The sequence below is a fragment of the Williamsia sp. DF01-3 genome, assembly GCF_023051145.1.
Classification (GTDB): domain Bacteria; phylum Actinomycetota; class Actinomycetes; order Mycobacteriales; family Mycobacteriaceae; genus Williamsia.
On record NZ_JALKFS010000005.1, the window covers coordinates 404,163 to 423,638 of the forward strand.

20 protein-coding genes and 2 tRNA genes are annotated in these 19,476 nt (G+C 65.3%); 13 read left to right on the plus strand and 9 right to left on the minus strand.

Annotated elements, in window-relative coordinates; translation table 11 throughout:
• The first annotated feature begins 119 nt into the window (after window positions 1–119).
• The 10 genes from gnd to MVA47_RS03790 all read left to right on the plus strand — a co-directional run bounded on the left by gnd (window position 120) and on the right by MVA47_RS03790 (window position 10,250).
• Window positions 120–1,016, plus strand: a complete 897-nt coding sequence (gene gnd, locus MVA47_RS03750) for a phosphogluconate dehydrogenase (NAD(+)-dependent, decarboxylating) (protein WP_247206726.1) — start codon at window positions 120–122, stop codon at window positions 1,014–1,016.
• 20 nt (window positions 1,017–1,036) lie between these two features.
• Complete coding sequence (gene recF / locus MVA47_RS03755; protein WP_247206727.1) at window positions 1,037–2,209, plus strand: DNA replication/repair protein RecF; 1,173 nt, start codon at window positions 1,037–1,039, stop codon at window positions 2,207–2,209.
• Window positions 2,209–2,796 carry a DUF721 family protein gene (locus MVA47_RS03760; RefSeq protein ID WP_281504638.1) on the plus strand — a complete coding sequence of 196 codons (588 nt, stop codon included), beginning with the start codon at window positions 2,209–2,211 and terminating at the stop codon, window positions 2,794–2,796. The genes recF and MVA47_RS03760 overlap by 1 nt, the downstream gene beginning before the upstream one ends.
• A gap of 379 nt (window positions 2,797–3,175) precedes the next feature.
• A complete protein-coding gene (gene gyrB / locus MVA47_RS03765; RefSeq protein ID WP_247210570.1) occupies window positions 3,176–5,212 on the plus strand; it encodes a DNA topoisomerase (ATP-hydrolyzing) subunit B in 2,037 nt (678 codons plus the stop codon).
• Between the two features lie 48 nt (window positions 5,213–5,260).
• Window positions 5,261–7,768 (plus strand): DNA gyrase subunit A, encoded by a 2,508-nt coding sequence (gene gyrA / locus MVA47_RS03770; protein ID WP_023954152.1) that lies wholly within the window; start codon window positions 5,261–5,263, stop codon window positions 7,766–7,768.
• Window positions 7,769–7,791: 23 nt separating this feature from the next.
• Window positions 7,792–8,841: a DUF3566 domain-containing protein gene (locus MVA47_RS03775; protein ID WP_247206728.1), complete on the plus strand. Its 1,050-nt coding sequence runs from the start codon at window positions 7,792–7,794 to the stop codon at window positions 8,839–8,841.
• A 65-nt stretch (window positions 8,842–8,906) separates the two neighbouring features.
• A tRNA-Ile gene (locus MVA47_RS03780) sits at window positions 8,907–8,980 on the plus strand.
• Window positions 8,981–9,029: 49 nt separating this feature from the next.
• The gene (locus MVA47_RS26640) at window positions 9,030–9,158 is read left to right on the plus strand and encodes a hypothetical protein (RefSeq protein ID WP_281504639.1); all 129 of its coding nucleotides are present in this window, start codon (window positions 9,030–9,032) and stop codon (window positions 9,156–9,158) included.
• Window positions 9,159–9,168: 10 nt separating this feature from the next.
• Window positions 9,169–9,241, plus strand: a tRNA-Ala gene (locus MVA47_RS03785).
• A gap of 82 nt (window positions 9,242–9,323) precedes the next feature.
• Window positions 9,324–10,250, plus strand: a complete 927-nt coding sequence (locus tag MVA47_RS03790) for an LLM class F420-dependent oxidoreductase (protein ID WP_247206729.1) — start codon at window positions 9,324–9,326, stop codon at window positions 10,248–10,250.
• Between the two features lie 31 nt (window positions 10,251–10,281).
• Here MVA47_RS03790 and MVA47_RS03795 read toward each other — a convergent pair whose 3' ends face one another.
• The 5 genes from MVA47_RS03795 to MVA47_RS03815 form a co-directional block, all read right to left on the minus strand.
• Complete coding sequence (locus tag MVA47_RS03795) at window positions 10,282–10,824, minus strand: DUF1707 domain-containing protein (protein ID WP_247206730.1); 543 nt, start codon at window positions 10,822–10,824, stop codon at window positions 10,282–10,284.
• A gap of 81 nt (window positions 10,825–10,905) precedes the next feature.
• A complete protein-coding gene (locus tag MVA47_RS03800) occupies window positions 10,906–11,247 on the minus strand; it encodes a DUF4190 domain-containing protein (protein WP_247206731.1) in 342 nt (113 codons plus the stop codon).
• 371 nt (window positions 11,248–11,618) lie between these two features.
• Window positions 11,619–12,236: a hypothetical protein gene (locus tag MVA47_RS03805; RefSeq protein ID WP_247206732.1), complete on the minus strand. Its 618-nt coding sequence runs from the start codon at window positions 12,234–12,236 to the stop codon at window positions 11,619–11,621.
• Window positions 12,237–12,409: 173 nt separating this feature from the next.
• Window positions 12,410–12,664 carry a DUF6480 family protein gene (locus tag MVA47_RS03810; protein WP_247206733.1) on the minus strand — a complete coding sequence of 85 codons (255 nt, stop codon included), beginning with the start codon at window positions 12,662–12,664 and terminating at the stop codon, window positions 12,410–12,412.
• A complete protein-coding gene (locus MVA47_RS03815) occupies window positions 12,661–12,858 on the minus strand; it encodes a hypothetical protein (protein WP_247206734.1) in 198 nt (65 codons plus the stop codon). Before MVA47_RS03815 ends, MVA47_RS03810 begins: the two co-directional genes overlap by 4 nt.
• 164 nt (window positions 12,859–13,022) lie before the next feature.
• Here MVA47_RS03815 and MVA47_RS03820 point away from each other — a divergent pair, with 164 nt between their 5' ends.
• Entirely contained in the window at window positions 13,023–13,562 is a 540-nt protein-coding gene (locus tag MVA47_RS03820) for a peptidylprolyl isomerase (RefSeq protein WP_189339215.1), read from the plus strand.
• 46 nt (window positions 13,563–13,608) lie between these two features.
• Complete coding sequence (locus tag MVA47_RS03825) at window positions 13,609–14,496, plus strand: rhomboid family intramembrane serine protease (RefSeq protein ID WP_247206735.1); 888 nt, start codon at window positions 13,609–13,611, stop codon at window positions 14,494–14,496.
• 29 nt (window positions 14,497–14,525) lie between these two features.
• Here the strand turns inward: MVA47_RS03825 and MVA47_RS03830 are convergent, their stop codons facing one another.
• Complete coding sequence (locus MVA47_RS03830; RefSeq protein WP_247206736.1) at window positions 14,526–14,939, minus strand: PH domain-containing protein; 414 nt, start codon at window positions 14,937–14,939, stop codon at window positions 14,526–14,528.
• A 118-nt stretch (window positions 14,940–15,057) separates the two neighbouring features.
• Window positions 15,058–15,348 carry a cell division protein CrgA gene (gene crgA, locus MVA47_RS03835; protein ID WP_023959067.1) on the minus strand — a complete coding sequence of 97 codons (291 nt, stop codon included), beginning with the start codon at window positions 15,346–15,348 and terminating at the stop codon, window positions 15,058–15,060.
• 100 nt (window positions 15,349–15,448) lie between these two features.
• Here crgA and MVA47_RS03840 point away from each other — a divergent pair, with 100 nt between their 5' ends.
• Entirely contained in the window at window positions 15,449–16,114 is a 666-nt protein-coding gene (locus MVA47_RS03840) for an aminodeoxychorismate/anthranilate synthase component II (protein ID WP_247206737.1), read from the plus strand.
• A gap of 75 nt (window positions 16,115–16,189) precedes the next feature.
• Here MVA47_RS03840 and pknB read toward each other — a convergent pair whose 3' ends face one another.
• Together pknB and MVA47_RS03850 are read right to left on the minus strand one after the other, a co-directional pair.
• Complete coding sequence (pknB, locus tag MVA47_RS03845) at window positions 16,190–18,097, minus strand: Stk1 family PASTA domain-containing Ser/Thr kinase (RefSeq protein WP_247206738.1); 1,908 nt, start codon at window positions 18,095–18,097, stop codon at window positions 16,190–16,192.
• The gene (locus MVA47_RS03850; protein WP_247206739.1) at window positions 18,097–19,476 is read right to left on the minus strand and encodes a protein kinase; all 1,380 of its coding nucleotides are present in this window, start codon (window positions 19,474–19,476) and stop codon (window positions 18,097–18,099) included. The genes pknB and MVA47_RS03850 overlap by 1 nt, the downstream gene beginning before the upstream one ends.

Here is a 19,476-nt window from a genome sequence, read left to right on the forward strand (position 1 = left end):
ACCGAGAATGAGTGCGGTGATCAGCGACTGACGCAGGTTGCCCGAGCGTTGATCCGACTCGAATCGATTCGCGGCCATTTGACCGCGAGGACCGTGACTGGCAAAGGACTGGTGGAACGATGCAGCTGGGTTTGGTGGGACTGGGAAAGATGGGCGGGTTCATGCGGACCCGGGTCAAGAACGCCGGAATCGAGGTCATCGGATACGACCCGCGTCCGGAGGTCACCGACGTCGGATCGCTCGCCGAACTCGCCTCCGCGCTCGAGGCCCCGAGGATCATCTGGGTGATGGTGCCCTCGGGTGAACCGACCCGGTCCACCGTGCGGACTCTCTCGGACATCCTTTCGCCCGGAGACCTCGTCATCGATGGCGGGAACTCCAAGTACACCGACGACGCGATCAACGCAGAATTGTTGAGCGCCAAGGGAATCAGTTACGTCGACTGCGGGGTGTCGGGTGGTATCTGGGGCCTGGAGAACGGATACGGCCTGATGTGCGGGGGTGCGAAAGACGACGTCGAACGAGCGATGCCCATCTTCGACGCGCTGCGGCCTCCCGGCGAGCGGGCCGATGGATTTGTCCACGCCGGGCAGGTCGGCGCCGGCCACTACGCCAAGATGGTCCACAACGGCATCGAATACGGACTGATGCACGCCTACGGCGAGGGCTACGAGATCCTCGATGCCGAACCCCTCATCGAAGACGTCACCGGCACCCTGCGGGCCTGGACAAACGGCACCGTAGTGCGGTCATGGCTCCTCGAGCTGCTGGTCAAGGCACTGCAGGAAGATCCGGGCCTTGCCGAGATCTCCGACTACACCACCGATTCCGGCGAGGGCCGCTGGACAGTCGAAGAAGCCATCAGGCATTCGGTACCCGCCAATGTCATCTCCGCGGCACTTTTTGCACGCTTCGCCTCGCGCCAAGAAGGTGGCTCACCTGCGCTCAAAGCCGTGTCGGCATTGCGCAACCAGTTCGGCGGACACTCGGTGGTTCCGAAGTCGTCGGGCGACTGATCGGGAGTTGATCTGAGCAGGTGTACGTCCGCAATCTGTCGCTGCGCGACTTCCGTTCCTGGGATGAGGTCTCGATCGAACTCAGCCCGGGCACAACACTTTTCGTGGGGAGGAACGGTTTCGGCAAGACCAACTTGCTCGAGGCGCTCTACTACGTCGCCGGCTTGCGGTCGCATCGGGTGAGTACTGATCAGCCACTGATCCGTACCGGGGCAGACCAGGCCCGGGTCACCGCGACGGTGGAGAACGACGGACGTGAACTGACGGTGGATTTGGTGATCGGCGGAGCTCGAAGCAACAAGGCGGCCATCAACGGTGCGCCGTGCCGCAGGCCACGCGATGTGCTGGGGATCCTGCGGGCGGTGATGTTCGCCCCCGAGGACCTGTCGCTGGTGCGTGGCGATCCGGGGGAGCGACGTCGTTTCGTCGATGAACTGGTCGCCATGCGTGGTCCTCGGTGGGCCGCCGCCAAGTCCGACTACGACCGGGTGTTGCGTCAGCGGGCCGCACTGCTCAAGACGGCGGCGGCCGCCCTACGCAGGGGCGGCAGCGACGCCGAGTCGGTGATCAGCACGCTGGACGTGTGGGACGCCCAGCTCGCCGCCTACGGTGCCCAGGTGAGCGCCGCGCGGATCGACTTGGTGAACGAACTGGAACCACATGTGGCACAGGCATATTCGACGATCGCGCCGCATTCTCGGCCGGCGAACATGCGCTACCGGTCGTCGGCGTCGATCGATGTGATCCCGGCGGACGGGGAGAAGGCCGATGTGGACTACATCGAAGCGGCCCTGCTCAGCGACCTCGCGGCGCTGCGTCAGAAAGAGATAGACCGCGGTGTGACGCTGGTCGGCCCCCACCGAGACGACGTCGATCTCTTGCTCGGCACCGAACCGGCGAAGGGTTTCGCCAGTCACGGCGAGTCTTGGTCAATGGCCCTGTCACTGCGCCTGGGCTCTGTGGAGTTGGTGCGTGCCGACGGCGTCGAACCGGTACTGATGCTCGATGACGTGTTCGCCGAACTCGATGCCAAGCGCCGCGAGAAGCTTGCCGACGTCGCGGCCGGAGCCGAACAGGTGCTCATCACCGCGGCGGTGGCCGACGACATCCCCTCTCAGATCGGCGGCAGGACCGTCGCGGTGAATATCATCGAGTCGGCAGGCGTTCGAACGTCGGAATTGGTGGTCGGGTGATGACCGAGGAACCCAGCAAGGGGCAAGAGCCGGGCACAGGAAACGAGTCCGGAGGCGGCGGCAGGTCCGAGGGCAGCGGCTACGACATGGCGCGCAAAGCTCTCGAAGACGCCCGCGCTGCTGCCCGCGCGGCCGGTAAATCGGTCGGTCAGGGCCGTGCGTCTCCTGGCAGACGGACGGCGGCACCGCGCAAGGTCACCCGTCGATCGTGGACAGGTGCTCACCCCGACGCCTACGACCCACAACCTCTCGGTCGTGTCGCCGGAGGTCTCGCCGGCCGGCGCGGCTGGAACGCCAAGCTCAGTGAGGGCACCGTCTTCGGTGCGTGGGACCGGATCGTCGGCGCCGAGATCGCGGCGCACGCGCAGCCCAAAGCATTGCGCGACAAGGTTTTACACGTCACGGCGGAGTCGACCGCCTGGGCCACCCAACTACGGCTGATCCAGAGCCAGATCCTGGCCAAGATCGCGGCCTCGGCCGGCCACGGGGTTGTCACGAGCCTGCGGATCACCGGTCCGCAGAGCCCGTCCTGGCGCAAAGGTGAACGTCATGTCCGTGGCCGAGGACCCCGCGACACCTACGGCTAGACGCGGATTTTGGCGAACCGGCCACGAATCCCGTCAGAACGTGGACGACGTACCCGCTGTGTCGGTCGGACTAGGGCTCATCCGAGAAAATCCGTCTGCGGACAAGTCAGGGGTGTTGCAGGGCCATTCCTTGTCGCCTTACCCAGTAGTATGTAGAGAGTTGCCCCGAACCGGGGTAGACCGCCGCATGGGAACCCCGAAGCAGAACAGCGATGGCTGCCGGGCGCGTACCGCGTGGTGTGACTCAATGGCGATGTAAGGAGCGGACGCACTCGTGGCCGACAGCACCGAACCCCAGAATCCGGAACAGCCGGAACAGCCGGAACCGACCAAGAAGGCCCCGGCCAAGAAAAAGGGCAGCGACTACGGTGCGGATTCGATCAGCATCCTCGAAGGCCTCGAGGCGGTTCGGAAGCGTCCCGGTATGTACATCGGTTCCACAGGTGAGCGCGGTCTGCACCACCTGATCTGGGAGGTCGTCGACAACTCGGTCGACGAGGCGATGGCGGGTTATGCCTCACGGGTGGATGTCACACTGCGCGCGGACGGTGCCGTGCAGGTGGTCGACGACGGCCGTGGAATACCGACCGGCATGCACAAGACCGGCATCCCGACCGTCGAGGTCGTCATGACCCAGCTGCACGCGGGTGGAAAGTTCGACTCTGATTCATACGCCGTGTCGGGCGGATTGCACGGTGTCGGCATCTCGGTGGTCAACGCACTGTCGAAGACCGTGGAGCTCGAGATCAATCACGCGGGCTACTCGTGGCAGCAGACCTACACGAACGCGGTCCCCGGTGAGCTCAAAAAGGGTGCACCGACGAAGAAGACCGGCACCACCGTGCGTTACTGGGCCGACGAGAAGATCTTCGAGACCACCGATTACAAGTTCGAGATCATCGCACGCCGACTGCAGGAGATGGCTTTCCTCAACAAGGGCCTCACCATCACGTTGACCGATGAGCGGCCCGCGACCATTGCGGCGGGCGACGCCGAAGACGTCGAGGTGGCCGAGGCACCCAAGTCCGAGGACGAGCTTTCCGAAGAAGCCGACAACACCGAGCTCTCCGAGGAATCGGTTGTCGACTCGGAGGGCAAGCCAGAAGGATCGAAGAACAAGAGCCGTACTCGCATCTACCACTACCCCGGTGGTCTCGAGGACTTCGTCCGTCACCTGAACATCCGCAAGACCGCCATCCACAATTCCGTGGTCAGCTTCACCGCGAAGGGCACCGGGCACGAGCTCGAGGTCGCGATGCAGTGGAACAGCGGGTACGCCGAGTCGGTGCACACGTTTGCCAACACCATCAACACCCACGAGGGTGGCACTCACGAAGAGGGTTTTCGTGCCGCATTGACGGCGACGGTGAACAAGTACGCCGCCGAGAAGAACCTGATCAAGGGCAAGGATGAGAAGCTCGCCGGCGAAGACATCCGCGAAGGACTGGCTGCGGTCATCTCGGTGAAGGTCGCCGACCCGCAGTTCGAGGGTCAGACCAAGACCAAACTCGGCAACACCGAGGTGAAGAGCTTCGTGCAGAAGGTGAGCAACGAACACCTCAGCCATTGGTTGGAGTCGAATCCGGCGGAGGCGAAGATCATCATCCGTAAGGCTGTCGAATCCGCCAATGCGCGCATCGCGGCCCGTAACGCCCGCGCGCTGGTGCGCCGCAAAAGCGCCAACGATATCGGTGGACTGCCGGGCAAGCTCGCCGACTGCCGCAGCAAGGATCCCAGCAAGTGTGAGGTCTACATCGTGGAGGGCGACTCGGCCGGCGGTAGCGCCAAGTCGGGGCGCGACTCGATGTACCAGGCGATCCTGCCGATCCGCGGAAAGATCATCAACGTCGAGAAGGCACGAATCGACCGGGTACTCAAGAACACCGAGGTCCAGTCCATCATCACCGCCTTCGGCACCGGTATCCACGACGAGTTCGACATCTCCAAGCTGCGGTACCACAAGATCGTCCTGATGGCCGACGCAGACGTTGACGGACAACACATTTCGACCTTGCTGATGACGTTGCTGTTCCGGTTCATGCGGCCACTCGTCGAGCACGGTCACGTGTACCTCGCTCAGCCGCCGCTGTACAAGCTCAAGTGGCAGAAGGGCGCTGCACCGGAGTTCGCATACTCCGATCGCGAACGCGACGGTCTGCTCGAGGCCGGTGCCCAGGCCGGCAAAAAGATCAACAAGGACGACGGCATCCAGCGTTACAAGGGTCTCGGCGAGATGAATGCCAAGGAGCTGTGGGAGACCACGATGGATCCCTCGGTGCGCGTCCTGCGTCAGGTGACGCTCGACGACGCCGCTGCCGCCGACGAGCTGTTCAGTGTGTTGATGGGGGAGGACGTGGTGGCCCGGCGGAGCTTCATCGCACGCAACGCCAAAGACGTTCGCTTCCTGGATGTCTGACGGACTCCGCTTCCATCTGCTACGACCTGACACGACGAAAGTGAACTGATGACCGACACCTTGCCACCGGACAGTGGCGCCGGAGACCGCGTCGAACCGGTAGACATCCAGCAGGAAATGCAGCGCAGCTACATCGATTACGCGATGAGCGTCATCGTCGGCCGCGCGTTGCCCGAGGTCCGCGACGGACTCAAGCCGGTGCACCGCCGACTGCTCTACGCGATGAACGACGCCGGGTTCCGGCCCGACCGCAGTTACGTCAAGTCGGCCAAGCCGGTCGCCGAGACCATGGGTAACTACCACCCGCACGGCGACACCGCGATCTACGACGCGCTGGTGCGATTGGCGCAGCCGTGGTCGATGCGGTACCCGCTGGTCGACGGCCAGGGCAACTTCGGTTCCCGCGGCAACGACGGCGCGGCCGCGATGCGGTATACCGAGGCCCGGCTGACGCCGCTCGCCATGGAGATGTTGCGTGACATCGGCGAGGAGACAGTCGATTTCACTCCCAACTACGACGGCAAGACCCAGGAACCGACGGTCCTGCCCTCACGTGTACCGAACCTCCTCATCAACGGGTCGAGCGGCATCGCGGTGGGTATGGCCACCAACATCCCGCCGCACAATCTCGGTGAGGTCGCCGACGCCATCTTCTGGGCACTCGACAACTACGAGGCCGACGAGGAGAGCACCCTCGAAGCCTGCATGGAACGCATCAAGGGACCCGACTTCCCAACCGCCGGACTGATTGTCGGCGGCCAGGGCATCCGCGACGCGTACACCACCGGCCGGGGCAGCATCCGTATGCGAGGCGTGGTGCGGATCGAAGAGAACAAGGGTGCCACCACCCTCGTCATCACCGAGCTGCCGTACCAGGTGAATCCCGACAACATGATCCTGTCGATCGCCGAACAGGTGAACGAGGGAAAGCTCAAGGGCATCAGCAGGATCGACGACGAGTCGTCGGACCGTGTCGGCATGCAGATCGTGGTCACGCTGCGCCGCGACGCCGTGGCCAAGGTGGTGCTGAACAACCTCTACAAGCACAGCCAGCTGCAGACCAGTTTCGGCGTGAACATGCTCTCGATCGTGGACGGTGTTCCGCGAACGTTGCGCCTGGACAAGATGATCCGCCTGTACGTCGAGCATCAGATCGACGTCATCATCCGGCGCACCCGCTACCGGCTGCGGAAGGCCGAAGAGCGTGCGCACATCCTGCGCGGTCTGGTCAAAGCCCTTGACGCACTTGACGAGGTCATCGCGCTGATCCGCCGGTCCCAGACCGTCGACCTGGCGCGTACCGGTTTGATCGAGCTGCTCGACGTCGACGAGATCCAGGCCGACGCCATCCTGGCGATGCAGCTGCGCAGGCTCGCGGCGCTGGAACGGCAGAAGATCGTCGACGAGTTGGCGGAGATCGAGATCGAGATCGCCGACTACAAGGACATTCTCGCCAAGCCGGAGCGTCAGCGCGCCATCGTGCGCGACGAGCTGGCCGAGATCGTCGAGAAGTTCGCGGACGAGCGACGCACGAAAATCATTGCCGCAGACGGGGATGTATCCGACGAGGACCTCATCGCGCGCGAAGACGTGGTGGTCACCATCACCGAAACCGGCTATGCCAAGCGGACGAAGACCGATCTCTACCGCAGCCAGAAGCGCGGCGGTAAAGGTGTGCAGGGTGCCGGTCTCAAACAGGACGACATCGTCCGGCACTTCTTCGTGTGCTCCACGCACGACTGGATCCTGTTCTTCACCACCAAGGGCCGGGTGTACCGGGCGAAGGCGTACGAACTGCCGGAGGCCAACCGCACCGCCCGTGGCCAGCACGTCGCCAACCTGCTGGCGTTCCAGCCCGAGGAGCGCATCGCCCAGGTCATCCAGATCAAGAGTTACGAAGATGCGCCGTATCTGGTGCTCGCGACCCTCAACGGACTGGTGAAGAAGTCGCGTTTGGTGGACTTCGACTCCAATCGCTCCGGCGGAATCTTCGCGATCAACCTGCGCGGTGAGGACGAGTTGGTGGGCGCACAGTTGTGCAGCGCCGACGACGACCTGCTGCTCGTGTCGACGAAGGGACAATCGATCCGTTTCTCGGCCACCGACGACGTCTTGCGTCCGATGGGACGGCAGACCTCCGGTGTCCAGGGCATGCGTTTCAACGACGATGACCAGTTGTTGTCGCTGAATGTGGTCCGTGAGGACACCTACCTGTTGGTCGCGACATCGGGTGGCTACGCCAAGCGCACCGCGATGAGCGATTACCCCGTGCAGGGTCGCGGAGGCAAGGGCGTCCTGACGATCCAGTACGACAAACGCCGCGGCGCGTTGGTGGGCGCAGTGATCGTCGACGACGACAGTGAGCTCTATGCGATCACCTCCGGGGGCGGCGTCATCCGCACCGGTGCGCGGCAGGTTCGCAAGGCCGGACGCCAAACCAAGGGCGTCCGCCTGATGAACCTGGGCGAAGGAACTACGCTCTTGGCTATTGCCCGCAATGCCGATGAGCCGGACGAACCGGCTGACACGCAGAACGGGCCGGCCGGCAAGAAGTAGCTGAGGCGAACGCAAAGGAACGCATGAGCACAACTGACGAGCCCAACGAACCCAAGGTCGCGGGCGAACCGAACGGCACCAGTGGGCCGCCGAAAGGTCCGCAGGGATCGTCGGGCAGCGGTGGTGAGCAGGACACGGCGGCTTCGGCCGCGGCGAACTCCTCGGCCAACGGCGCACGTCCTTCGGTGTCAGTGCAGGATCAGGCCCCGCGCCCGGACGCCGGTCAGGGTCAGGCTCCGGCCCAGGGTCGGCCTCCCGGCAACGGGACCGGCCCCGGTGGTGTGCCTCCTTGGCAGCGCGCCGGTGCACAGGGCGGTCAGGGTCAGCCCACCGGTCCCGGGCAGCCGTCGGCATCGGCTACCGGTCCACAGCCGCAGATCAAGCAGCCGCCCCAGCAGCCACCTCAGCAGGGGTCGGGTAGGGGTCCGGCCGGCCCACCTCCGGGCCGTCAGCCCGGTCAGGGTGCGCCGGCGCCGACCACCAAACGCCCGGTGATCACCGGCACCGCGGCACCCAAGTTGCCGGGCTCGGAGACCGACGCGAACAGCCGGTCCCCGCTGTCGAAGCCGATCGACGGCCCGACCCGCAACATCGACCGGCGCGACCTTCCGCAGGAAGATCTACCCGACCTCGATGCCATCCATCATCCGGAGGCCTCGCAGCCGGCCAATCGGTCGTTCGAGGCGATGCCTTCGCCGAGTGCCATGGGTGCGTTGCGCGCTGCTGTCCAGATCCGTCGAATCGATCCATGGTCGGCGTTCAAGGTGTCTGCGGTCCTGTCGGTCGCCTCGTTCTTCATCTGGATGATCGCGGTGGGTGTGCTGTATCTCATCCTCGACGGCATGGGCGTCTGGGATCAGCTGAACAACTCCTTCGGCACGCTGGTGTCCAGTGACACCACGGCGGAATCCTCGTTCGAGATCAGCGCCGGAGGTGTGTTCGGTATCGCGGCTCTGATCGGCGCGGTCAACGTCGTGCTGTTCACCGCTCTGGCGACCGTCGGATCGTTCATCTACAACCTGTCGTCCGACCTCGTGGGTGGTGTGGAGGTAACCCTCGCCGACCGCGACTGAGGGGCTTTTGACCAGCCGTTTTGTCGCGGAGGCACGCAGTCGGGTAATCTCTGACTTCGGTTCACGGGCCTATAGCTCAGGCGGTTAGAGCGCTTCGCTGATAACGAAGAGGTCGGAGGTTCAAGTCCTCCTAGGCCCACTGTGACGACGAACCGAACCAAGGGACCACCACCCAAGGGGATGAGCGGATGAAGGCAGTTGCACTGGCGATCGCCGCAGTCGCACTCGTCGTCGCGGGCCTGCTCACGGAATCTCGGCGCAACATCGAGGTGTGGCATGGTCTACCCGAAGGTCAGAGAGATCTGACAGCCGGTTGATCCGGCAAACGGGGCCTTAGCTCAGTTGGTAGAGCGCTGCCTTTGCAAGGCAGATGTCAGGAGTTCGAATCTCCTAGGCTCCACAAAGAACGAACTGCACCACCCTGATTCGGCCGTCAGGCCCCCGAGGTGGCGAATGCGATCAAAGCCCGTAAGAGTGGCTGTATGGATTTGCGAATATTTGTCGAACCCCAGCAAGGCGCCACCTACGACGACCAGCTTGCGGTCGCCAGAACCGCGGAGGCAGGCGGTTTCGGGGCGTTCTTCCGTTCCGACCACTACTTGGCCATGAATGTCGAGGGCTTGCCGGGCCCCACCGATGCATGGACCACGCTGGCCGGACTCGCCCGCGAGACCAGCACCATCCGGCTGGGCACCCTCGTGTCCTCGGCCACCTTCCGCCATCCGGGCCCGCTCGCGGTGACCGTCGCCCAGGTGGATCAGATGTCGGGCGGTCGGGTGGACTTCGGGCTCGGCGCCGGTTGGTATGCCGCTGAACACGAGGCCTATGCGATCCCGTTCCCGGATCTTCGCGAACGGTTCGACCGACTCACCGAGCAGCTCGCCGTCATCTCCGGATTGTGGACTACGCCGGTCGGGGAGAAGTTCTCGTATTCGGGCGATCACTACTCCGTGACCGACTCTCCGGCACTGCCCAAGCCCGTTCAGTCGCCCGCACCGCCCATCGTCATCGGTGGCGCCGGGAAGAAGCGCTCGGCAGCTCTGGCGGCGCAGTACGCCGCAGAGTTCAACGTGCCCTTTGCACCCGTCGAGGACGTCGAGGCGGCGTTCGGACGAGTCCGGGCCGCCTGTACCGACCGGGGCCGCCCGGCCGACGACCTGACGTACTCAGCGGCGCTGGTGGTGTGCGCCGGTCGTTCCGACGCCGAGCTGGCCCGCCGCGCCGACAACATCGGGCGCGGGCTCGACGATCTGCGCCGAGATGGGCTGGCGGGATCACCGGACGAGATCGTGGACAAGATCGGCACCTACGCGGCCATCGGCGCCACGAGGATCTACTTACAGGTGCTCGACATGTCGGACCTCGAGCACGTCGAGTTCATCGCCGAGACTGTGATCCCGCAACTCTGATCTCGCAGCGCTTTGACCGTGTGAGCGTCGCTCAGTAGCCGAACTCCCGACGTCGGCGTGACTCGATCTCGCGCCGACGCCGGAGTTCGGCCTGATCGAGGTGCCCGGTGTCGTCGTAGTCAGCTTCGTCACCGCCTGCTTGGCCGGACCAGATGCGGATACCGCCGAGGACAAGCGGGAAGACGATGAACACCAGCCAGGCGTTTGGGACGTCGAAAACCACTTGCAGCAGAAGAAAGAGCAGCAGGGTGCCGCCACCGGCGAACAGGTTGAGCGTTTGTATCAGCTTCTTGCCCGGCGCGTTCTGGACGCTGTTGCGAGGTGCCTGCGCAGGGGAAGAATCACGCGCGAGGGCAGGCGCCGACGACCCCGAGCCGAACGGGGTGGGTTCGGGTAGATCGCCGAAGAGCTTGTCGAGCTCGGAGCGGGTGTGCGCGGCCGCGGCCAGCTGAACGCGTTCTTCGTACTCGGTGTGGTCGAGTCGACCACTGGTGAAATGCTCACCGAGTGCGTCGAGTGCGCGACCCCGCTCATCGTTGCCGATCCGGATGTCGCGGGTTTTGTCATCGTCCATGGAGCAATTCGATCACGCGCCGGCGGTCCGTGCCCTGTGGTTGGAAGGCTCTGCGGTTGGAAGGCTCTGTGGTCGAGAGGCTCAGTTGCCTTGGCCGACGATGTACAGATATCCGGCGAGGACCAAGATGCCCGCTGCCAGATAGAGATACCCGACCCACAGGGCAGCCACGGCGAACGGCATACCCTGCTCGCCGGTCCGCCGGATCTGCGACCGCGCAACGTGGCCGCAGACGATCCCGATCACCGAGGTGACTCCCAGCACCGACAGGATCAAGGCGATGATGGCGGTGACATTGGTCTTGTTGGATCGCGACGCGGGCGCAGGACTCATCTCGGCTCCGGACTCCTGATCTGCTGGGTTGTCGCCCTGCGGACCGTCATATCGGGTTTCTGCCGGATCGGACGTCTGCGAGTACGGCACTGCTCAACGGCGCGGGTGAGGCACCGAGACCAGCCGCGGGGCCGCTCAGTGGTGCCGGAGAGGAGGGAGGCGCCTGACGGCGCCGAGGATCTTCTCGCGGGCGGCCGACCGGGCCGGGATCGAAAGGCGGTGGTCCGCTGGGACCAGGCCGTGGGGCATAACCACGACCCGGCTCGGGCGGAAGGCCACCGTGAGGTGCCGGAGCCTGCGGGGGACCGGGCCGGTAACCCGGCGGTGGGCCCTCGGCAGGCCCGGTGCGCGGTTGCCATGCCGGGATGGGCTCGCCATGGCGGCGTCGGTTGCCCTCGCCGTTCTCAACACTCACCCGTCACACCGTACCTGCCGCAGCGACCTCAACTGCCGCGCGAACCTCAATTGGCGGATTGCCCGTTCGTGGACTGGCCGGCGGGGTCGACGGACTCGGCTTCGGTCTCGACAACCGGTACGTCGGCCAGACGCGGGGGCGCAGCGGCCACCGATGGCGGCTGCGGACGCGTGCGACGACTGATCGTGAATGCGGCCGCACCTGCGCCCACCAGCCCGACCACGATGAGGGCGATCCTGAGGCGACGACGAGACGGCGACTTCGTGGTCACCAGCTGGTTGGGGAGGGCATCGACGAGACCGGCGCGTTCGAGCGCATCGATGACGGTGGGGTTGCTGATCGTCACCGGGAGCACGTCGGCGGCCCGGTCGCGGTACGCAGCGGTGAGTTCGCGAGCCTCGGCGGCGAGCTCGGACTCCTTCGAACGCGCCTGGGCCGCGACCTTCTTGGCGCCGGCGAGTGCGACATTGCCGGCCCCTCGGGTGGCCACGGAGGCACCGAGCAGCGACTTGCGCGCGCCGGCGACGCTCAACCCGGCGGACCCACGGGTGAGGTTCGACAACCCGGCCAGGGTCTGTCGACCGCCGAGCTTCACCCGCTGCCCGGCGCTGCGGGCAGCGGCACGTTGACGGACCGCTTTCAGTTCGGATTCGAGTTTGCTCATGAAACCTCCTCGGTGAAACCAGACTCTTGACCACCCTAGTGCGCGGGGCGGGGTCAGGGGTTCACCCGGTGGGGAGCGGGGACTGCCCCTGATACGCCTGCACACACCACAACGCCGCACCTTCGGCGAACCCATGCCGGGGGCTACAAGGTGCGGCGTTGTGGAGGGTGGATCTAAGCCATCTGGACGACTATCGCGACCGCCGCGGCGACGAACAACAGCACCAGGATGATCAGCCCGATGACCATGGCGATGCCGGTGGGTGGGAACCGATTACTGGTTCTCGGTTCGGAGTCCGACAGGCCTGAGGTCTGTGGTGCATCAGGTGGCGTCGATCCCGGCGCCACCCCGCCCCCAGCCTCGAGTCCTGGTGTGTTCGCCGGATCCGGGTTGGTCTCGCTGTGGACCGGGCCTGAGTTCTGGGTCATCGATCCTCGAGTTGTTCGGCAGATGCCCCCGCGTATCCCGAGCTGTTGTCCCAATTGTCGGGTAGATCGCTGCCGTCTTTCGGGAGTTCGGTTGCGTCCGGAGCGGTGGTTCCGTCGAGGGCTGTCTCTGGCTCCTGCGGTGCCTCGTCGACTCCCGGGGTGGTGCCGGAAACGTCCTTCTTTGCGTCGGTCATCGTCTCTCACTTTCGTCTCGACTCGTCACCAGCGAGGATCTCGAAGGTGGAGGGGCCACGGACTACTGCCGGGCTCCCGTGAGGTGGGTAGTACCCGCGGTGGCGATGGCAAAACCTGGCATGCTCGTCGGCTGACGTCTGCGCCGACGGCGTTCAGTGGCACCATGGAGGCCGTGACCACAGCATTGAAAACCGCAACCGCGACCCTGCACACCAATCACGGTGACATCAGAATCGCCCTGTTCGGTAACCACGCGCCCAAGACCGTCGCCAACTTCACCGGCCTCGCCGAGGGGTCGAAGGAGTACTCCAAGCCCAACGCTTCCGGCGGCGACGCCGGACCGTTCTACGACGGCGCGGTGTTCCACCGCATCATCTCGGGCTTCATGCTCCAGGGCGGCGATCCCACCGGGACCGGTATGGGCGGACCGGGCTACCAGTTCGAGGACGAGTTCCACCCGGAACTCACGTTCAACCAGCCGTATTTGCTGGCCATGGCAAACGCCGGACCCGGCACCAATGGGTCGCAGTTCTTCATCACCGTCGGCCCGACCCCTCACCTGAACCGCAAGCACACCATCTTCGGTGTGGTCGAGGACGAGGAGTCCCAGAAGGTCGTCAACGCGATCGAGGCCGTCCCGACCGACCGTCGTGACCGTCCGCTGGACGACGTGATCATCGAAAAGGTCACCATCGAGTCCTGACAGACCGCCATTCGGTCGTGCCGAGTTCTGCTCAGATGAGGACTGTGTGACATTCCAGAATCCGCCGTCGCCGCCCACCCAGGTGTGCGTCCGGCATCCTGACCGGCCGACGGGTCTGGCATGCAGCCGGTGCGGCCGTCGGGCATGTCCACAATGTCTCACCCCGGCCGCAGTCGGCCAGCACTGTGTCGACTGCGTCCGGGCATCCGGGCGGGACACCCCACGGGCAACCGTGGCCGGACCTCGGGGCATCGGGTCGAAGACCCCGTGGGCGACGTATGTCCTGCTCGCCGTCAACATCGCGGTGTTCGTGGCCACGGTGGCGCAGGCCGGTAGCTTCACCGAAGTCCGCGGCTCGCGAATCTTCTACGAGGGCGCGCTCTTCGGGCCCTTCCTCGCCGATGGCGAGTACTGGCGCCTGCTCACCGCCGGCTTCTTACACTTCTCGTTGATTCATGTCGCGGTCAACATGTTCTCGCTGTACATCCTGGGCCGTGACGTCGAAATCACTTTGGGCACAGCACGTTTCGTAGGCATCTACCTGGCGTCGCTGCTCGGTGGCAGCGCGATGGTCATGCTGTTCGAGAACCCGAACGCCATCAACGCGGGCGCTTCCGGAGCCATCTTCGGGTTGATGGGGGCCACGCTGGTGGTGGTGCTGCGGGCCAAGGTTCCGGCGGGGTTCGTACTCGGTGTGATCGGGCTGAACATCGTTCTCTCGCTGACCATCCCCAACATCTCCCTGTGGGCCCACCTCGGGGGACTGGTCTTCGGCGCCGCCGCGGCCGCAGGGGTCCTCTACGGCCCCGGTCTTCTACCCGCTAGTTCGCGTACCGCCCGCAACGTCGCCGCCGTCGGGTGGGCTTCGATTGCCGGGCTGATCGTGCTGGCCTTGCTGATCGGCGTGGTGCGCGCAGCAACTCTCACCGCCTGATCCAGCCGATCGCAAGACGCGAGCGGCAGCTACTTTCTCGTCTCCACGGGCAATCCGGCCCCGCGTAGTGCATCTGCCACATCCAGCGGGTTGGTCCCGAGATCCCACCGGCCGAGGATCACCAATCTCTCCCCTTCGCGGGCCGCGGTGTCGTCGAGGTCGAACTCGAGATGCGGCACCTGGCGGCCGTAGCGCGAGTAGGTGAGCACCTGGGCGCGGCGCACCGCATCGAATGGATATCTGCGCGCGCCGGTCACCGTGCGGATCTGGATCAGGTGTCCGTCGATGACGGCGAGCCTGGGCCGCACCACCAGCGCGATCACGCCGAGCACCACCAACAACAGTGCTGCGATCGACATCAGCACAAGGCCGGCCGGGTCAGGAGCAGAGAATGCTGCGGCGCCGCCGAGGAGTATGCCGCCGACTACCATGACCGCGCCCATCGAAGCCGGGGTGGACCACGCGAGAGAAGGCTGTGCCGAGTTATCCACAGGCCTTATCCACAGTGGGGATGAATTACACACATGTTGTTCAAGACTGTGGATGAACCATAACGCCTGGTCAGCGCCATTTCATGGTCATCAGGAGTCCGGCCACCATGAAACCGAAACCGATCAGGAAGTTCCAGGGTCCCAACTCGTACATCCAGTTGAGGATCTTGCCGTCGGCGCCGAGCGACTCCGGGGTGGCAACCAGATAGAAGACGATCAGCCAGAGCAGTCCCAGCACCATCAGGCCGAGCATGGTGGAGACGTACACCGGGCTCGACGGTCCGGTCTTCACCTTGACCGGAGTGCGGCTGGCGGGGTTGATCGTGTAATCGGTCTTCTTGCGGACCTTCGACTTGGGCATGGTTTCCTCGGTTCGCGGGCAAAAACGTCTCCCTATAACCTAGCCCACCTGGGATCGACGATGGGAGGCCCTCGCGCGCACCCAGGTATTGTTGACCACTGTGAATGAGCCACAGCCCGCGCGAATACTCGTGGTGGACAACTACGACAGCTTTGTCTACAACCTGGTCCAGTATCTGGGCCAGTTGGGTGTGCATGCGCAGGTGTGGCGCAACGACGATGCTCGGCTCGCCGAGCCGGACGGTGCGATCAAGGATTTCGACGGTGTTCTGCTGTCGCCGGGTCCGGGCACCCCTCAGCGTGCCGGCGCCACCATGCCCTTGGTGAAAGCTGCGGCCGACCAGGGCACCCCTTTGCTCGGGGTCTGTCTGGGCCACCAGGCGATCGGCGCGGCCTTCGGTGCCACCGTGGACCGCGCGCCCGAACTACTGCACGGCAAGACGTCGTTGGTCACCCATGACGACGACGCAGATGGCGTCCTGGCGGGCCTGCCCAACCCGTTCACGGCAACCAGGTACCACTCACTCACCGTGCTACCCGAGACGATTCCGGCCGAGATCCAGGTGACCGCGCACACCGAGAGCGGCATCGTGATGGCCATGAAGCACCGCGAACTCCCCATCCACGGTGTGCAGTTCCATCCGGAGAGCGTGCTGACCCAGGGCGGGCACCGGATGCTGGCGAACTGGCTGACCGTGTGCGGCATGACCGTCCCCGATGGACAGGTCAGCACCCTCGAAGCGCAGGTGGCCGCAGCGCTCGGCTGAGGACCACCGGACCGCTCCCCATTGCCGGACGGATTGGTGTGACTGCTGTCCTCCCCGCAGTCAGGGAAGTAGCGGTCAGGGAAGTAGGCTCGCCCGTCCGACCGTGATCGACACCGCCGCGTCCTTACGGAGAAGACTGCCGGCCACGGGAGCCTGTTCGAGGACCTTCTCGTCGTCGGGACTGCCCAGCGGCACGTTGCGCTGCACGGTGGTGAGGGTGGTTCGTTCCCACCCTGCCGACGTCAGGATCGACTGGGCCTGCGCCGCCGTCCGGCCGCGCAGGTCGGGCACCACGAACATGTTGCCGCGGCTGATGGTCACCTGCACGACACTGCGCTCGTCGACCACCTCGCCGGCGTTCGGCGATGAGCTGATCACCGTGCCCGACGGCAATTCCGAGTCGGTGGCAACCACAGCGATATCGAGGTTGAGCTGGTCGAGATTGGTTCGCGCCTGCGCCTCGCGCTGCCCGGTGAGGTCGGGGACGGTGACCTTGCGTGGACCGGTACCGACCTGGATGGTGATGAGCTCGGTGACCGCTTGCGTACTACGCGCGGCAGGTGCGGTGGCGACCACTTTGTCCTTCAGGTCGGCGGTGGAGGACACCTCGATCGACCGGGTGTTGGTGAATCCCAGATTCCCGAGCTCCGCCGTCGCCTGCGCCAACGTCCGACCACGCAGATCCGGGACCTGTTGGCGCAGTGGACCGGTGGAGACGTACAAGGTGACCGTGGCCCCCTTGTCCACCTTCACGCCTTCACCCGGGGTGGTCCGGGTGGGCGCACCAACCGCGACGGTCGGGCTCGGCTCGTCGCGCTGGTTCACGCGGAAGCCCATCCGTTCGAGTTCGGCCTTTGCGTCCACGGCGGACATGTCGGTGACCCGCGGAATCGACACTTGCGGCGTCACATCCGACGCCCAGGGACGCAGCAGCAACAGGCTCACAGCAGCGATCACCAAGGCCGCGAGCACACCGAATCCGGCGAACTTGAGGGCCTTGCGTCGCGTCTGTGAGTCATCGTCGTCATCGTCGCGACGGTGGCTGGTGCCGCTCGGCCCGACCCGGGAGACCCGCGCGCGAGGACCGGTGTCGATCAGCGCGGTGCGGTCCTCGTCCGACATCACGATCGGGGCACTGGGTTTGCCGCCGGCGAGCACCTTCATCAGATCCGACCGCATCTCGGAGGCCGATTGGTAGCGGTTGGCCGGGTTCTTGCTCATGGCCTTGAGAACCACGGAATCCAGCTCGTGCGGCACTCCCTCGCGTACCGACGACGGGGTAGGGGGATCTTCACGTACGTGCTGGTAGGCGACGGCCACCGGCGAGTCGCCGGTGAACGGCGGTTCTCCGGTCAGCAGCTCGAACAGCACACAGCCGAGTGAGTAGACGTCGCTGCGGGCATCGACGCTCTCGCCGCGGGCCTGTTCGGGCGACAGGTACTGCGCGGTGCCGATGACGGCCGCGGTCTGGGTCACGGAGTTGCCGGTGTCGGCCAGCACGCGGGCGATGCCGAAGTCCATCACCTTCACCGCGCCGGACTTGTCGATCATCACGTTCGCCGGCTTCACGTCTCGATGAACGATGCCGTTCTGATGTGAGAAGTGCAGTGCCGCAGCCACGTCAGCGATCCACGTCATCGCCTGCCGAGGCTTGATGTACCCCTCGGCGCGCAGGACGTCACGCAAGGTTTCGCCGTCGACGAACTCCATCACGATGTATGGCAGCGGCCCCTCGGGGGTGGTCGCCTCGCCGGTGTCGAAGACCTGGACGATCGTCGGGTGGTTGAGGGCCGCCGCATTCTGCGCCTCACGCCGGAAGCGCAGGTAGAACGTGGGGTCGCGGGCCAGATCGGCGCGCAGCACCTTGATGGCCACATCGCGGTGCAGGAGCAGGTCACGCGCGAGGTGGACCTCGGACATGCCGCCGAAACCGAGGGTCTCGCCCAGTTCGTATCGATCAGAGATCTGCCGGGGGTCGGCCATCAACCACCATCCTGCGGTTCGGGCTGCGCACTCGTACTGGCGTCTTCGTCGCCCTGGCCGAGCTGGTCATCGCTCTCCCGGGCCGGCAGGCCGGGGATCTGAATGCTCGGCAAGGTGAACCCACCGGTCGTCGACTCGGTGGTCGTCGTCGTTTCTTCAGTGGTTGTCGTGGTCGTACGCGTCGTTGTGGTCGTGGTTTCTTCGGTGGTGGTTTCTTCGGTGGTCGTCGGCGGAGGCGTGGTGGTCCTCGTTGTTGTCGTCGTGGTCGGTGTCGTCGACCTCGTCGGGACGTCGCCGGTGGTGTCGTCGGAGTTGAGGATCAAGAAGCCGACCAGGACCAGCGCACCGAGCAGCAGGAGTACGGCTGCGGCGGCGAGCGCCTTCTGCCCTGTGGACCAACCGTCTTGGCGGTCCACCGGCACCGGTGCGACCGCGGCACGGTGCTGCGGCGGTGGGGTGGGACGGGTAGCGCCCGTCATCGGGGCCATCATCGCGGTGGCCGGCCGCGCTCCCGCTGCGGCGGCGGTACCCGGCAACGGTGCCCGACGGCCCGCGCGCACCGCAGCCACCGCATCGGCGAACTCTCCGCCATCGGCGTACCGCTGTGTGGGGTCCTTTGCGATGGTGATCTCGATCAGCTCCCGGACGTTGACCGGGAGGTCGGTCGGCAGCGGTGGTGCCTCTTCGCGAATGTGTTTCATCGCCACGGTGATGGCGCCGTCACCGAGGAATGGACGACGGCCTGCGATCGCCTCGTAGCCGACGATGCCGAGTGAGTACACATCGGACGCCGCAGTCGCGTCTTCGCCGAGCGCCTGCTCGGGTGAGATGTATTGCGCTGTGCCCATGACCATTCCGGTCTGGGTGACCGGCGCCGCATCCACTGCCTTGGCAATACCGAAGTCGGTGATCTTCACCCGGCCGGTGGGCGTGATGAGGATGTTGCCGGGCTTGACGTCGCGGTGCACCAGACCGGCGTCGTGGGCGGCCTTGAGCGCCCGGCCGGTCTGCTCGAGCATGTCGAGGGAGTTGTTCAATGACAGCCGGCCGACACGGGACAGCACGGCGTTGAGCGGCTCCCCGTTGACCAGTTCCATCACCAGATAGGCCACCGAACCCGCACCCGGATCCTGCGCCTCGCCGTAGTCGAAGACGTTGGCGATTCCGGGGTGGTTCAGTTGGGCGGTGGTCCGGGCCTCGGTGCGGAACCGTTCCAAGAACTCGGGGTCGTCGGAGAACTCGGCCTTGAGGACCTTGACGGCCACGCGCCGATCGAGCCTGGTGTCCATGGTTTCCCACACCTGGCCCATGCCTCCGGTCGCGATCAACCGCATCAGCCGATACCGGCCTGCGATGGTCGTGCCACCCTGCAAACTCAC